11 protein-coding genes are annotated in these 13,331 nt (G+C 75.2%); 4 read left to right on the top strand and 7 right to left on the bottom strand.

The window, feature by feature from the left end; all coding sequences use genetic code 11:
• Nucleotides 1-64 precede the first annotated feature (64 nt).
• Nucleotides 65-916: a hypothetical protein gene (locus ACRAS8_RS04820; protein WP_438484522.1), complete on the top strand. Its 852-nt coding sequence runs from the start codon at nt 65-67 to the stop codon at nt 914-916.
• A 490-nt stretch (nt 917-1,406) separates the two neighbouring features.
• Here the strand turns inward: ACRAS8_RS04820 and mmuM are convergent, their stop codons facing one another.
• The 4 genes from mmuM to ACRAS8_RS04800 all read right to left on the bottom strand — a co-directional run bounded on the left by mmuM (nt 1,407) and on the right by ACRAS8_RS04800 (nt 7,937).
• A complete protein-coding gene (mmuM, locus tag ACRAS8_RS04815; protein WP_438484521.1) occupies nt 1,407-2,333 on the bottom strand; it encodes a homocysteine S-methyltransferase in 927 nt (308 codons plus the stop codon).
• 25 nt (nt 2,334-2,358) lie between these two features.
• Nucleotides 2,359-3,231: a YceI family protein gene (locus tag ACRAS8_RS04810; RefSeq protein ID WP_438484520.1), complete on the bottom strand. Its 873-nt coding sequence runs from the start codon at nt 3,229-3,231 to the stop codon at nt 2,359-2,361.
• A 241-nt stretch (nt 3,232-3,472) separates the two neighbouring features.
• Complete coding sequence (locus tag ACRAS8_RS04805; RefSeq protein WP_438490343.1) at nt 3,473-4,795, bottom strand: SWIM zinc finger family protein; 1,323 nt, start codon at nt 4,793-4,795, stop codon at nt 3,473-3,475.
• A gap of 106 nt (nt 4,796-4,901) precedes the next feature.
• Nucleotides 4,902-7,937 (bottom strand): SNF2-related protein, encoded by a 3,036-nt coding sequence (locus tag ACRAS8_RS04800; protein WP_438484519.1) that lies wholly within the window; start codon nt 7,935-7,937, stop codon nt 4,902-4,904.
• A 149-nt stretch (nt 7,938-8,086) separates the two neighbouring features.
• Between ACRAS8_RS04800 and ACRAS8_RS04795 the strand changes: the two genes are divergently transcribed.
• Nucleotides 8,087-8,269 carry a hypothetical protein gene (locus ACRAS8_RS04795; RefSeq protein WP_438484518.1) on the top strand — a complete coding sequence of 61 codons (183 nt, stop codon included), beginning with the start codon at nt 8,087-8,089 and terminating at the stop codon, nt 8,267-8,269.
• A 40-nt stretch (nt 8,270-8,309) separates the two neighbouring features.
• Here ACRAS8_RS04795 and ACRAS8_RS04790 read toward each other — a convergent pair whose 3' ends face one another.
• The gene (locus ACRAS8_RS04790; RefSeq protein WP_438484517.1) at nt 8,310-9,095 is read right to left on the bottom strand and encodes a hypothetical protein; all 786 of its coding nucleotides are present in this window, start codon (nt 9,093-9,095) and stop codon (nt 8,310-8,312) included.
• A gap of 261 nt (nt 9,096-9,356) precedes the next feature.
• Between ACRAS8_RS04790 and ACRAS8_RS04785 the strand changes: the two genes are divergently transcribed.
• Nucleotides 9,357-10,271, top strand: a complete 915-nt coding sequence (locus tag ACRAS8_RS04785) for an oxygenase MpaB family protein (protein WP_438484516.1) — start codon at nt 9,357-9,359, stop codon at nt 10,269-10,271.
• 24 nt (nt 10,272-10,295) lie between these two features.
• On the opposite strand, the gene ACRAS8_RS04780 is transcribed toward ACRAS8_RS04785, so the two are convergent.
• Entirely contained in the window at nt 10,296-10,907 is a 612-nt protein-coding gene (locus ACRAS8_RS04780) for a class I SAM-dependent methyltransferase (protein WP_438484515.1), read from the bottom strand.
• Nucleotides 10,904-12,400 (bottom strand): purine-cytosine permease family protein, encoded by a 1,497-nt coding sequence (locus tag ACRAS8_RS04775; protein WP_438484514.1) that lies wholly within the window; start codon nt 12,398-12,400, stop codon nt 10,904-10,906. The genes ACRAS8_RS04780 and ACRAS8_RS04775 overlap by 4 nt, the downstream gene beginning before the upstream one ends.
• A 273-nt stretch (nt 12,401-12,673) precedes the next feature.
• Between ACRAS8_RS04775 and ACRAS8_RS04770 the strand changes: the two genes are divergently transcribed.
• Nucleotides 12,674-13,288, top strand: coding sequence for a GTP-binding protein (locus ACRAS8_RS04770; RefSeq protein ID WP_438484513.1), 615 nt, complete (start codon nt 12,674-12,676; stop codon nt 13,286-13,288).
• The last annotated feature ends 43 nt before the right edge of the window (nt 13,289-13,331 follow it).

The following is a 13,331-nucleotide window of genomic DNA, read 5'->3' as shown; positions in this document are numbered from 1 at the left end:
TCGGAACGGTCCAGATCGGTCACCGCGTCCTTGACTCCCCATCAAAGAAGCGATCACTTCCGCCATGAGTTTTCCCCCGCCCCCGCCGTCCAACCAGCCGCCGCACCAGCCGCCCCAGGGCGAGCCGGGCGGTTTCGGCCCGCCGGGAGGTGGCTACGGACCCGGCGGGCAGCAGCCGGGGCCCGGGGGTTACGGGCCGGGCGGTTACGGGCCCTCGGCCCCGTCGGCCGGACAGCCGCCGGCCGGCCCGTACGGTGCGCCCGCCGGCGGCTTCGGGCCGCCCGCGGCCGGCGGTCCCGGTGACTGGCAGCAGCCGCCCGCTCCGCCCTCCGGCGGCGGCAACGGCACCGCGATCGCGCTGATCATCGGCGCCGGCGTGCTCGTCGTGGCGCTCGTCGTCGGGTGCGTCATATGGGCCAACAGCGGCGACGGCGGCCGCACTCGGGCCCGGCCGGGCACCGGCGCCCCGGCGAGCGCGACCCCCTCCGACGCCGCCTCCCCGGCGCCGTCCGCCTCCGCGACCCCCACCGGCCCGGAGACCTCCCCGTCCGCGTCCACCGGCCGCACGGCGCCCTTCTACACGCTGAAGACGGGCGACTGCTTCGACATCCCGCCGGGCGGGGACGGCGGCAACAACCGGGCGGCGTCCTGCAACGGCCCGCACGACGCCGAGGTCGTCTTCGTCTACACCCTGCCGCGTGGCCTGGCCTCCGAGAACGAGATCAAGGACAAGGCGTCCGCGCTGTGCTCCATCGAGCTCCCGGACAAGGCGGCCAAGCAGCCCGCCGGGACGGCCGGGGGCACCTACGTCCAGTTCCCGACCGTCCACGGCTACCAGCTGGGCGTCAAGTCCGTGGTGTGCAGCCTGACCGGCAACCGCAGCGGCACCAAGAAGCTCACCAAGCCGCTGGTCTGAGGCGGTGCGGCGGTCGGGGAGCGGGACCGGGGAGGTGGGTACAGGTCAGCAGAACCCCGGGGCGGACCAGTTCGGGGCCCGCGTTCTGCTGTCCTGTGGGGGCGGTGCTGGTACATCCCGCCAGGAGGGCGGTGGCCGCGGCGGCGGCCAGAAGGGGCGACGCGGAGCGAGCGGTCACAGGGCCTCCAGGAGTGCCGTGCCGGTCAACCGGGCCTGGGGTGCGGGGAGTTGGGCTGCATCCTCCCATCGGCCGGGGCGGGTGTCGCCGGTGCGTCCGTTGCGGCTGGGTAACGCTCGCCCGCTGGGCGCCGGGCTCTTGCGGGGCGGCTCCTTCGGCGCGTACGGCCGCTCGGGGGGCGTCGCGGGGCTGGAAGCGTCCGAGGGGCCATGAGGGCGCCGAAGGGGCCATGAGCGCTCGTCACGCCCGCCCTGAGCGCCCCGGCGGGCGGGCGCGGAGACGCAGGCCGCCGCCGGTCTTCCCGCGCCCCTGTCAGCGGCCCAGCGCCGTTGCCAACTCCGCGATGGCGTCCGGGCCGACCCGGCAGCAGCCGCCGATCAGCCGGGCGCCCGCCGCGACCCAGCCGGCCACCCGGTCCGCGGTGAAGGCCGGACTCCCGCGCCAGGCGCGGGCCGTGGCGTCCCAGCTCTCCCCGCTGTTGGGGTAGACCACGACCGGCTTGCCGGTGACCCGGGCGGCGAGTGCCACCGCCCGGTCGGCGTCGTCCGGCGTGCAGCAGTTCACCCCGACCGCGATCACCTCGTCCGCGTCGGCGGCCAGGGCGAACGCCTCGGCCAGCGGCTGCCCGGCGCGGGTGCGGTCGCCGGCGATGCTGTACGAGAGGTAGGCGGGGACGCCGAGACCCCGCACGGCGCGCAGCAGCGCCCGCGCCTCGTCCGCGTCCGGCACCGTCTCCAGGGCGAGCACGTCGGGCCGGGCGGCGGCCAGGACTTCCAGGCGCGGCCGGTGGAAGCGCTCCAACGCCTCAACGGACAGCCCGTACCGGCCGCGGTATTCGGAGCCGTCCGCCAGCATCGCCCCGTACGGGCCCGCCGACGCGGCGACATGGAGCGGTCCGGTGACGCCGCCCGCGCGGGCCCGCGCGGCCGCCTCGCGGGCCAGCTCGACGCTGCGGCGCAGCAGCCCGGCGGTCTCCTCCGGACCGGTGCCGCGCCGCGCGAAGCCCTCGAACGTGGCCTGGTAGCTGGAGGTGATGGCGACCTGGGCGCCCGCCTCGTAGTACGTCTGGTGGGCCCGCACCACCGCTTCCGGTTCCTCGGCGAGCAGCCGGGCCGACCACAGGGCGTCGCTCAGGTCGTGGCCCTGGGCTTCCAGTTGGTTGGAGAGCCCGCCGTCGAGGACGACCGGTCCGGCGGCGAGCACCTGGGCGAACGGCGGCTGGGGCGACGGGCCGGTCATGGGGTTCGACCTCTCCTTGCGGTGGCTACTCGGGCCGGACCGCCTGGATGTCCAGCTCGACCCGGATCGTAGCGCCGATCGCGGCGATGCCCCTGGCCAGCATCTTGCGCCAGTCCAGGGTGAAGTCCTCGCGGTGCAGTTCGGTGACGGCCTGGCACGCGGTGCGGGTCTCGCCCATGATGCCGGTGCCGATGCCCAGATAGCGGGTGTCCAACTGGATGGTGCGGCTGACGCCGTGCAGATGGAGCACGCCCTGCACCGCCCACCGGCTGCCTCCCTTGTGGACGAACCGCTCGCCGGCGAACTGGAGATGGGGGAACCTGGCCACGTCCAGGAATTCCGCCGACCGCAGGTGGTCGTCCCGCATCCGCACGCCGGTGTCGATGCTCGCCGCGTCGATGGTCACCTCGACCCGGGAGTCCGCCATCCGCTCGCCGATCCACAGGCCGCCCTCGAAGTGGTTGAACCGGCCGTGGATCTCGGCCAGTCCGATGTGCCGGGCGGTGAAGCGGATGGCACTGTGGTCGGGGTCCAGGCGCCACTGGCCGGCGTCGGGCAGCGGCAGCGCCGGCGCCAGTTCCAGGGTGATCGGGCGGGGCGCGGTCCGCTCGCCGGCCACCAGCCGGGCCTCGCAGCGGACCGGGCGGAAGCCGTCACACGTCACCAGGAGCCGGTAGTCGCCGGGTGGCAGGGTGACAGTCAGCCGGCCGTTGGGGTCGGTCCGGCCGGCCGTCGCCTCCTGGCCGTTGGCGTCCCGGACGGAGATCGCCACCCCGGCCATCGGCAGTCCGACGGGATCGTTGACGCACAGGTCCAGCGCGCCCGCCCCGCGGGGGAGGGACGGCTGGAGGCTGTGCGGCGTACGGTCGCGCAGGCGGTGCAGGAAGGCGAGCGGCATGGCAGGACGGGGCCCTAACGGTCGGTTCGGTCCGACCGTCGGAACGGTCGAACGGCGGACATACGGGACGCGAGCCGCCGCAAGCCTGGACAGCGGGAACCAGGCAGGCAGCAGCGCGGAATGAATCGCATGAAAAGGGTGCGGATTCGGTCCCATCCTGTCATTGGCGCCGACCTGAAATGACCAATGGGTGTCAAGGTCTGAGTAAACGTGACGTTTCTCGCATCACGTCGGAATTCCCCTACGGGCACCCGTCCGGTACGTCCGCCACGAGGGCGGCCAGCGCCGCCGCCGGATCGTCCGCGGCCGGCCCGGCCGGTGCCCACCGGCCGGCCTCCTTGCGGAACGGCCACCAGAGGCCGTCGCGCCCGTAGCGGAGCTGGGTGCCGGCGCCCACCACCGTCCAGCGGTTCCCGGCGGCCCGTAGCCGCGGCCGGGACACCTCGTCCTCCCAGGCGGTCGCCAACCGGTCCCGCACACGGGCCAGCACCTCGGGCGCCGGCGTCCACTCCTCCTCCAGGGCAGCCAACCCGGCCGCGCCGCCCGTCCGCCAGGCCCGTACGGCCAGCGCCAGCCCCCGCGCATCGCGGCCCGTGCCGTCCGTCAGGCGGGCCGCGACGGCCGCCACGGGCCCCGCCGCGGCCAGCCGCACCGCGTCCTGGGAGAGCGTCGGGGCGGGCGCCGGCGGGGCGTCGGCGTGCCCCGGGGCGAGCGCCTCCGCCAGCAGCCGCCCGGCGCGCGCCGCCGCGTCCGCGATCAGGAACTCCAGCGCGTCCGCCGCGATCCCGGGCGCAGGCGGGGCGCCCCCGCCGAGCGCCGGCGCCGGGCCGGCGGACGCGACCGGCGGAGGGGCCGGCGGCAGCGGCGGCAGGACGTCCCGCGCCGCGTACGCCTCGGCGGCCGGCACGCCCGCCTCCTCCCCGTCCGCGGCATCGGCCGGCCCGGCCGCCGCCCCGGCCCGGGCCGCGCTGCGCCGCTGGAGCTCGTCCAGCAGCTCCTCCTCGCCCCGCCCGCGCAACAGCAGCAGCACGAACGGGTCCTGGTCCAGCAGCCGCGCCACCTGGTAGCACAGCGCCGCCGCGTGCGCGCAGTGGTCCCACGCCTCACAGGCGCACTCCGGCTCCAGGTCTCCGATGCCCGGCAGGAGTTCGACGCCGGCCGCCGCCGCGTCCTCCACCAGGACCGGCGGCATGTCGCGGTCCAGGAGGGCCGCCAGGTGCCCGGCCCGGTCCGCGACGACGTCCAGCAGCCGGTCCCAGTCCTCCGCGCTCAACTGCTGCAGCAACACGTCGGAGCGGTACGAGGTGTGGTCGGGGTCCTGGACGACGGCGGTCAGTCGGCCGGGGCGTACGGACACCGCGCCGACCGCCCCGGCGCGCGCATGCCGGCGGCCCAGCTTCAACTGCTTGCCGTCCAGGGCGGTGTCCTCCAGTGCCTTCAGCCACGCCTGTCCCCACCAGGTCCGCGCGAAGCCCTGGCCGCGCGCCACCGGCAGCGCCGCGAACGTCCGCTCCGGCCCCGCCGCCCCGGCCTCGCTCCCGTACACCGCGTCCCCGCCTTCCATGTCGCGCTCTGCCGCGTCCAGGTTCATCGCGTCCCCCTGCTCCGGTCCGTCCCCGTACACCGGTCCGTCCTTCCGTCTGTCCCGTGGTCTCTCGTGCTCGTCCCGTTCACCGGTCGCTCCCGCGCAGCGCGACCAGGTCCGCGAGCTCGGCGTCGGTGAGTTCGGTCAGCGCCGCCTCGCCGGAGCCGAGGACCGCGTCCGCCAACCGCTGCTTACGGGCGAGCAGCGCGGCGATCCGGTCCTCGACCGTGCCCTCGGTGACCATCCGGTGCACCTGGACCGGCTGGGTCTGCCCGATGCGGTAGGCCCGGTCCGTGGCCTGCGCCTCGACCGCCGGGTTCCACCAGCGGTCGAAGTGCACGACGTGAGAGGCCCGGGTGAGGTTCAGACCGGTGCCCGCTGCCTTCAACGACAGCAGGAACACCGGCACCTCGCCCTCCTGGAAGCGCCGCACCATCTCCTCCCGTCGGGCCACCGGCGTTCCGCCGTGCAGGAGTTGGGCCGGCACCCCGCGCGCCGCCAGGTGGTCGGCCAGCAGCCGCGCCATCTGTACGTACTGGGTGAATACCAGGACGCCGGCGCCCTCGGCGAGGAGGGTGTCCAGCAGCTCGTCGAGCAGCTCCGCCTTCCCCGACCGCCCGGCGAACCGCGTGGACCCGGCGTCCGGCCCGCCGGGCGGCTCCTTGAGGTAGTGCGCGGGGTGGTTGCAGATCTGCTTGAGCGCGGTCAGGAGCTTGACCACCAGGCCGCGCCGCGCCAGCCCGTCCGTCCCGGCGATCTCGCCGAGGCCCTCGCGCACCACCGCCTCGTACAGCCCGGCCTGTTCCGCGGTGAGCGCCACCGCCCGGTCGGTCTCCGTCTTGGGCGGCAGCTCCGGTGCGATCCCCGGGTCGGACTTCCGCCGGCGCAGCAGGAACGGCCGCACCAGACGAGCCAGCCGCTCCGCCGCCGCGGCCGCCTCCGGGGACCCCGCCGCGCCGCCCTCGATGGCCTGCGCGTGCCGCCGCCGGAACCGGCCCAGTGGCCCCAGCAGCCCCGGCGTCGTCCAGTCCAGGATCGCCCACAGCTCCGACAGGTTGTTCTCCACCGGCGTGCCGGTCAGCGCCACCCGAGCCTGAGCGGGAACGGTGCGCAGCGCCCGGGCGGTGGCCGAGAACGGGTTCTTGACGTGCTGCGCCTCGTCGGCGACGACCAGCCCCCAGCCGGCCTCCGCCAGTCTGGCGGCGTCCAGGCGCATCGTCCCGTAGGTGGTGAGGACGAACTCCCCGTCCGCGAGGTCCGCCAGACTGCGCCGCCCGGCGTGGTAGCGGCGCACCGGCGTCCCCGGTGCGAACCTCTCGATCTCCCGCTGCCAGTTGCCCATGAGGGACGTGGGGCAGACGACGAGCGTGGGCCCGGCCAGTGCCGGATCGGCCTGCCGGTGCAGATGCAGGGCGATCAGGGTGAGCGTCTTGCCCAGGCCCATGTCGTCGGCCAGGCAGCCGCCGAGGCCGAGCGAGGTCATCCGGTGGAGCCAACTCACGCCGCGCACCTGGTAGTCGCGCAGGGTGGCCGCGAGCCCCGGGGGCGGGCCGCCGAGCGCCGGGTCCTCGGCGCGTTCAGGGTCGGCCAGGCGGTCGCGCAGCCGGGCGAGCCAGCCGGACGCCAGGACCTCCACCCGGCGGCCGTCGCCGTCCTCGGCGGTGCCGGTGAGCGCGGCGCCCAGGGCGTCGAGCGGGGTGACCGCGCGGTCCTCGCGCTCCCGGGCGGCGCGCACCGCCTCGGGGTCCACCAGGACCCACCGGCCGCGCAGCCGCACCAGCGGACGCCGCGCCTCGGCGAGCCGGTCCAGTTCCGCCCGGTCGATCTCCTGGTCGCCGATGGCGAACCGCCAGCTGAACGAGAGCAGCGCGTCGGCGGAGACCAACGAGGGCAGCCCGCCGGCCACCGCCCCGGTTCCGTGTGCGGTGTTCTCCGGTTCGTCGGGCGGGCCCACCACGGCCCGTGTGGTCAGGGTGCGGGCCAGCTCCGCCGGCCAGTGGACCTGTACCCCGGCGGCGGCCAGCGCGCCGGACGCCGGACCCAGCAGGTCGGCGACCTCCTCGTCCGCCAGCTCCAGCGCGTCCGGCACCGCCGCCGACAGCAGCGGCGTCAGCGGATCCCATGCGGCGGCCGCCCGGCGCAGCGTCAGCAGGGCCTCGGTCCGTGCCCGCGGCCCGAAGGTCCGCCCCGCCGGAGCCGTGCCCGCCCACACCTCCGCCGCGTCCGCGGCGACCGTCGGATCGGCCGCGCTGTGCACCTGGACGACGGCGGTGAACGCGACATCCGGGGCCGCGCCGGATTCCTGGTCCTGCCCCGGCGCATGCGCATCCCGCCCGTCCGTCCACTCCAGGCCCGCCCCGCGCACCTCCACGCGCAGCGAGATCCGCACCCCCGCGTCGTGTCCGGCGGCGATCTCCGCGGCCCAGGCGCGCTGTTCCGGAATGTGCTGCGGGGCGGACGCCGCGAACGCCGGCCCGCCGGCGGCCAGTTCGGCCGCGGGCGTACGGGGCAGCCCGTCGGCGACCGCGTCCAGGAAGGCGCGCACCAGCCGCTCCGGTTCCGGCAGCCGGACCGGGCCGCTTCCGGGGAGCGGGGCGGCGTGGGCGTACGGCGGCATTGCGGCGGCCAGCTCGCGCAGTCGCGCCGTGTCGTCCGGGTCCAGCGGGCCGGCCCGCCAGGCGTCGTGGTCGGAGGGACTGAGGCCGGGCAGCAGCCGGCCGCGGGCCGCGACGCGGAACGCCAGCAGCACGGCGGCGGCCCAGAAGGCCGCGGCCGGATGGGTGTGCCGGCCGCCGCGTATCCGGGTGAGCACGGGGAGCGCCGCGGCGACCGGCAGCACCAGGGCCGGTACGGCGCACACGGTGATGCCGTCGCCGGCCCCGTTCACGGCTTTGCCGTCGTCCGGCCCGGTGGGCAGGGCGACGGTCAGCTGCTCCACTGCCGGCCGGTGCGCACCGTTCTCCTCGGGCGCGCCGTGAGGGGAGGTGTCCGGTACGGGTGCACCGTCCGGGCGCCAGAAGGCGATCCGCCCGAGCCGGGGCGGATCCGAGGGCAGGAAGACCGCCGCGCAGCGGGCGAGATCGGAGAGCGGGGCGGGCGTGACCGCGGGGAGGGAAGCCACTGGGCCGAGTACTCCTCAAATTTGACTACTGGAGCGTGGAGCGCCCGAGGGTACAGCACGATCCGGCCGGTCGGGGAACCTCCGGAGCCGAACCGGCGTTCAATGGAATACGACAGAGCGCGGCGCACGCCGCGGAAAGGGCGTGAAGGATGTCCACACAGGCGAAGGTCGCGATCGGCGGCGTCGCGGTGGGAGTGCTCCTGCTGTGGCTGCTGCCCTTCTGGGCGGCCGTCTTGGTCATGGTCGGTGTCCCGGCCGTCGCGTATCTGACGCTCGACCCCTCCCAGCGGCGCCGGCTGCGCCGGGCCGGCCGCAAGCAGCTCGGGCGCTGAGTCGGCGGCTCCGGCCCGTCCGCCCCGGGGCCGCCGGCCGTCAGACGGGGCGGGCCGCCAGCCCGTCCAACGACGCCAGCAGCCCGGGAAGTTCGGGCCCCCGGCCCACCGGGTGCACCTGCCCGGGCTCCTCGTCCAGCAGGACGAACGCGATGTCGTCGGTGCGGGCCACCATGCTCCAGCCGGGCCCGTCGACCCGCAGCGTACGGGCCTCGCCGGCGGCGAACGACGACCGCACCCGGCCGGGCGGCGGCGGCTCGGCGACGTAGCCGCGGGCCTGCGCCAGCACCCGCCGCACGCCCGGGTGCCGCTCCTCGCCGGGCTCCGCGAAGGACACCTCCCCGTCCTCCACCTGCGCCCGCCAGGACGCCCACTGCAGCGCTATCTCGTCCGCGCCCAGCCGCCGCTGGGCCGGCCCCCAGTCCGCGGCGTCCGGCGGCGCCAGCGGCGCCCGGTCGCCCTCCTGCGGCTCCGGATCGTGCGGCTCCGGCACCCCGGGTGCCGCCACCGCGAGGGCCAGCGGCCACCCCGGGAGCGCCACGACGATTCCGTCCTCGCCCGGCGACAGGTCGTACTCCATGCCGCAGTCCCAGGCCGCGATCGCACAGGCCACCAGCGACACGTCCTCGGTGGCGACGGTCCAGCGCGCCCCCGTGCCGTCCTGGCCGAGGACCAGCCCGTAGCCCTCCGCGTAGGGTTCGAGGCCGAGGCCCGCGCACACCTCGGGGTAGTCGTCGCCGAGCACGCTCGGGAACTGCGCGGGCGTCAGCAGCACCGCCGTCAGCACGAACAGCTGGTCGCTGTCGGCGCCCTCGGTCGTCGGCACGCCGGGCCTCCCTCCATCAGGGTCCGCACTTCGCCGCGCACCCTAATTGGCCGGGTGCGGCCTTGTCACCAGCCGTACGCTGCGACGATGGGATCCCGTGACGTCGGTGAAGGCGCTGTGGAGGCCCCCGCCCGTCGACGCCCCGGCCAACTCGCGGACAAATCCGGCCATCGCGGCCCCCGGACCCTCGCCCGGGACCGTGCGGCAGTGCGCCCGCGCCCGTACTGTGGGAACTTCGGCCGACGAAGGGACGGACAACAGGTGCGGCGCTACGACTGGTTGCGGGAGATCCGACGGCTCGATCCGGAGCGCGACTTCCTGCGGATTCACCGCATCACCTACGCCCACGAATTCCCGTGGGACATCACCAGGGCGCTGGAACTGGCGCTCTACCGCACCTACGCGGTGCCGAGCATCGGGCGGCTGCTCGCCGAGACCGGAGAGCTGACGGACCGTACCCAGAAGCGCTACGACGACACCGTGCTCCTCCTGGACACCGTCGTGGAGCACGGCTTCGACGCCGGCGACGGCCGGACCGCGATCCGCCGCATCAACCAGATGCACCGCGGCTACGACATCACCAACGACGACATGCGCTACGTGCTGTGCACCTTCGTGGTGGTGCCGATCCGCTGGATCGACCAGTACGGCTGGCGGCCGCTGAGCGAGCACGAGAAGCGCGCCATGGCCGCCTACTACCGCACCCTCGGGCGCCACATGGGGATCGCCGACATCCCGCGGACCCACGAGGAGTTCGCCCGGTGCCTGGACGCCTACGAGGAGGCGCACTTCGGCTGGGACGCCGGCGCCCGCCGGGTCGCCGACGTCTCCCTGGACCTGATGGCGGGCTGGTACGGACCGCTCGCCCCGGTGGTGCGCGCCGCGAGCAAGGCCCTCCTGGACGACGCGCTGCTGGACACCTTCGGCTACGACCGGCCCCGGCCCACGGTGCGCACCGCGGTGCACACCGCCCTGAAGCTGCGGGCCAGGGCCGTGCGGCTGCTCCCGCCGCGCCGCACGCCCCACTACGCCCGGCAGAACCCGGAGATCAAGGGCTACCCCGATGGCTACCGGGTCGCCGAGCTCGGGACCTTCCCCACGCCCCGCCGGCTGGGCAGTTGCCCCGTTCACCTCGCGGGCGGCGACGCTTCCCAGGGGGACCCGGCTTCGTCCTGACGGGTCGCGGTCCGCCGGGGCGCCTCACCCCTGGCGGACCGCCAACGCCAGATAGCGGGCGTCCTCGTCGACGTACCGGACGAGGTCCCAGCCGCTGCCGGCCAGAAGGGGACGCAGGTTGGGTTCGGCCCTGAGGTCGCCGGGGGTGAGCGGGTGCCCCTTGCGGGCCGCGAGGGCCGCCCGCCCGACGGGGTGGAAGAGCGCGAGCCGGCCACCGGGGCGGACCACCCTGGCGAGTTCGGCCAACCCGGCCCCGGAGTCGGGCAGATGGGAGAGCAGCCCGGCGCCGAACACCGCGTCCAGCGCAGCCGACGGCAGCGGCAGGCGGGTCACATCGGCGTGCAGCAGGGCCGCGCAGGAGTCGCGTCCGGCCCGCACGGCGGCCGCCAGCATCTCCGGGGTGAGATCGGCGCCCAGGACCGTCCCGCGGGCGCCCACGGCCGCTCTGAGGGCCGGCAGGGCGCGTCCGGTGCCGCAGCCGGCGTCCAGCACCCGCTGGCCCTCCCGCAGGCCCAGTTCGGCCACGCCGGCGGCATAGGCGGGGCCGTCGCCGGAGAACTTGGCGTCCCAGCCGGCGGCGCGGGCGCCGAAGAACGTGCGGACGTCGTGCGGGTGACGGGTGGGCAGGCTGTTCATCGGTCTCCTCGGGGAGCGGTGGGACGGTCGGCCAGCGGCGCGGTGACGGCGTAGAGGACGCCCGCGACGAGCAGCGCGGCCACCACCCCGATGTTCATGGCGCCCGGTGTGCCGTGCGCGGCGCGGTCGGTGAGCAGAAACCCCACGACCCGGGCGATGTGGGGATCGGCGGAGGTGATCAGGCCGAGCCCGACGACGGTGGCGACGGTGAGCGAGAGGACCGCGGGCCACCCGATGGCGGGCGCCGCGGACGGCGCGGAACGGGAGCGGCGGCCGCGCCACCTCGCCACCAGGAAGACCGCGGTCCACGCGGCCATCGCCACCCCGACGATGGACAGGAACGCCTGGAACGTGGCGAAGAAACCGGGCGAGACGAACAGCACGTACCAGCCGCCGAGGGCCATCAGCGCCCCGTCCACCAGCACGGCCAGATGCCGGCGGACGGGCACCCCGAGGGCCAGCAGCGACATCCCCGAGCTGTAGATGTCCATGATCGCCCCGGAGGCGAACCCCCCGATGGCGGTCAGCAGATACGGCACCAGGAACCACGTGGGCAGCGCCGCGGCGAGCGCGCCCACGGGGTCGGCGGAGGCCGCTGCGGCGAGTTTCGGATCGCCGGCGTTCAGCAGCACTCCGAAGACCAGCAGCACCACGGGGGCGAGCACCCCGCCCAGCGTCGTCCAGCCGGTGATCGCCCGGCCGCTGCTGCCGCGGGGCAGGTAACGGCTGTAGTCCGCACCGCAGTTGACCCACCCAAGGCCCAGCAGGGTCATGGCGAAGACCACGCCCCCGATGGCCGTGGCGAGGCCGCCCGGCCGGCCCTCCAGGAGCGCGGAGGGGTGGATCCGGCCGGCCGTCAGCACCATGTAGGCCACGGTCATCACGGTGATGGCGGCGGTCAGGTACTTCTGCACCTTCATGATCAGCGCGTGCCCGTAGACGCCCACGACCACCACCGACACGGCGGTCACCGCGAAGCACAGTGCCTGGGCCGCGGTGGTCGGCGTCCGCCCGTCCGCCCGGGCGAAGACCGCCGGCGAGACGCGCGCCAGGATGGTGGCGCCGCCCAGGGAGGAGAGCGCGACCAGCACCGTCTCCCAGCCCACGTTGGAGACGTAACTGAACACAGTGGGCAGCTTGTTGCCCTGCCGGCCGAACGCGGCCCGCCCGATGGCCATGGTGGGTGCCCCCGTCCGCGCCCCGGCCACCGACACCAGTCCGACCAGGACGAATGACAGCACATAGCCGACCGTCCCGGTCACCACCGCCTGCCAGGCATTGAGGCCGAGACCCATGACGTAGATTCCGTAGGCGATGCCGAGCAGGGACAGCCCGGAGGCGGCCCACGGCCAGAACAGTGAACGGGGCGTGCCGTGCCGCTCGGCGTCCGGTACCGGGTCGATGCCGTTGCGTTCCACGGCCGACGCCGAGGTGTTCGCCCCGGCCGACATGGTGCGCCGCTCCGGTGACTGCGGTGTCCACTGCTGCGTCATGCGCACATGATTCCCCATGGCCGGCACCCCCGGGGAACGTCTGTACGGAGCCGGTGGGGAGGTATACGGCGGCGCGGTACGACGTGGCCGAAAACCCCATCGTGCCCCGAGGGCGGGGCGGCTTTCCCGAATCCGGGGACATCCCGATCAGCGGGCGGTACGGTCCTCGCCAAGGATCTCCGGACGGCACACGGTGCCGCCCCCGGCCCCGTCGTTGTGCCCTCGATCCACACCCCAGCGCCGCGCGACCCCGCACCCCGAAGGAGACGGCCGATGAACGCCGTACAAGGGACCCCGGAGGCCACAGCCCCCGGCTCCGCCCCCGACCTGGCCCTGAAGGTCTTGGTCGCGGGTGGATTCGGGGCGGGTAAGACGACCCTGGTGGGAGCGGTCAGCGAGATCCGTCCGCTGCGCACCGAGGAGCGCCTCAGCGAGGCCGGCCGGGTGGTCGACGACACCGGGGGAGTGGCCGGCAAGTCCACCACCACGGTGGCGATGGACTTCGGCCGGATCACCATCAGGGCGGGGCTTTCCCTGTACCTCTTCGGCACCCCCGGCCAGGACCGCTTCTGGTTCCTGTGGGACGACCTGTCGGAGGGCGCGCTGGGCGCCGTGGTGCTGGCCGACACCCGGCGGCTCCGGGACTGCTTCACGGCCGTCGACTACTTCGAGCGCCGCGCCCTCCCGTTCGTGGTGGCCGTCAACTGCTTCCCGGGGGCCGGGTCCTACGGGGCCGACGAGGTCTCCCGTGCCCTGGACCTGGACCGCGGGACGCCCGTCGTGCTGTGCGACGCCCGGGACCGCGACTCGGGCAAGGAGGTGCTGGTCCGGCTCGTCGAGCACGCGGGGCGGAGGCACTCCGGCCGGCAGCCGGATCCGATGGGCTGAACGATCCGGGGACAGGGCGCCCGCCGCCCCGGGACGCGGAACA

It is taken from the genome of Streptomyces sp. S186, assembly GCF_051603415.1.
Taxonomy (GTDB): domain Bacteria; phylum Actinomycetota; class Actinomycetes; order Streptomycetales; family Streptomycetaceae; genus Streptomyces.
Note: the sequence above shows the minus strand (reverse complement) of the source record. Positions and strands in the feature narration are given on the sequence as shown.

Bases quoted from the DNA above. Each gene is read 5' to 3' on its own strand.
- ACRAS8_RS04820 (WP_438484522.1), top strand. From the start codon at position 65: ATGAGTTTTCCCCCGCCCCCGCCGTCCAACCAGCCGCCGCACCAGCCG.
- mmuM (WP_438484521.1), bottom strand. From the start codon at position 2,333: ATGACCGGCCCGTCGCCCCAGCCGCCGTTCGCCCAGGTGCTCGCCGCC.
- ACRAS8_RS04810 (WP_438484520.1), bottom strand. From the start codon at position 3,231: ATGCCGCTCGCCTTCCTGCACCGCCTGCGCGACCGTACGCCGCACAGC.
- ACRAS8_RS04805 (WP_438490343.1), bottom strand. From the start codon at position 4,795: ATGGAAGGCGGGGACGCGGTGTACGGGAGCGAGGCCGGGGCGGCGGGG.
- ACRAS8_RS04795 (WP_438484518.1), top strand. From the start codon at position 8,087: ATGTCCACACAGGCGAAGGTCGCGATCGGCGGCGTCGCGGTGGGAGTG.
- ACRAS8_RS04780 (WP_438484515.1), bottom strand. From the start codon at position 10,907: ATGAACAGCCTGCCCACCCGTCACCCGCACGACGTCCGCACGTTCTTC.
- ACRAS8_RS04775 (WP_438484514.1), bottom strand. From the start codon at position 12,400: ATGACGCAGCAGTGGACACCGCAGTCACCGGAGCGGCGCACCATGTCG.
- ACRAS8_RS04770 (WP_438484513.1), top strand. From the start codon at position 12,674: ATGAACGCCGTACAAGGGACCCCGGAGGCCACAGCCCCCGGCTCCGCC.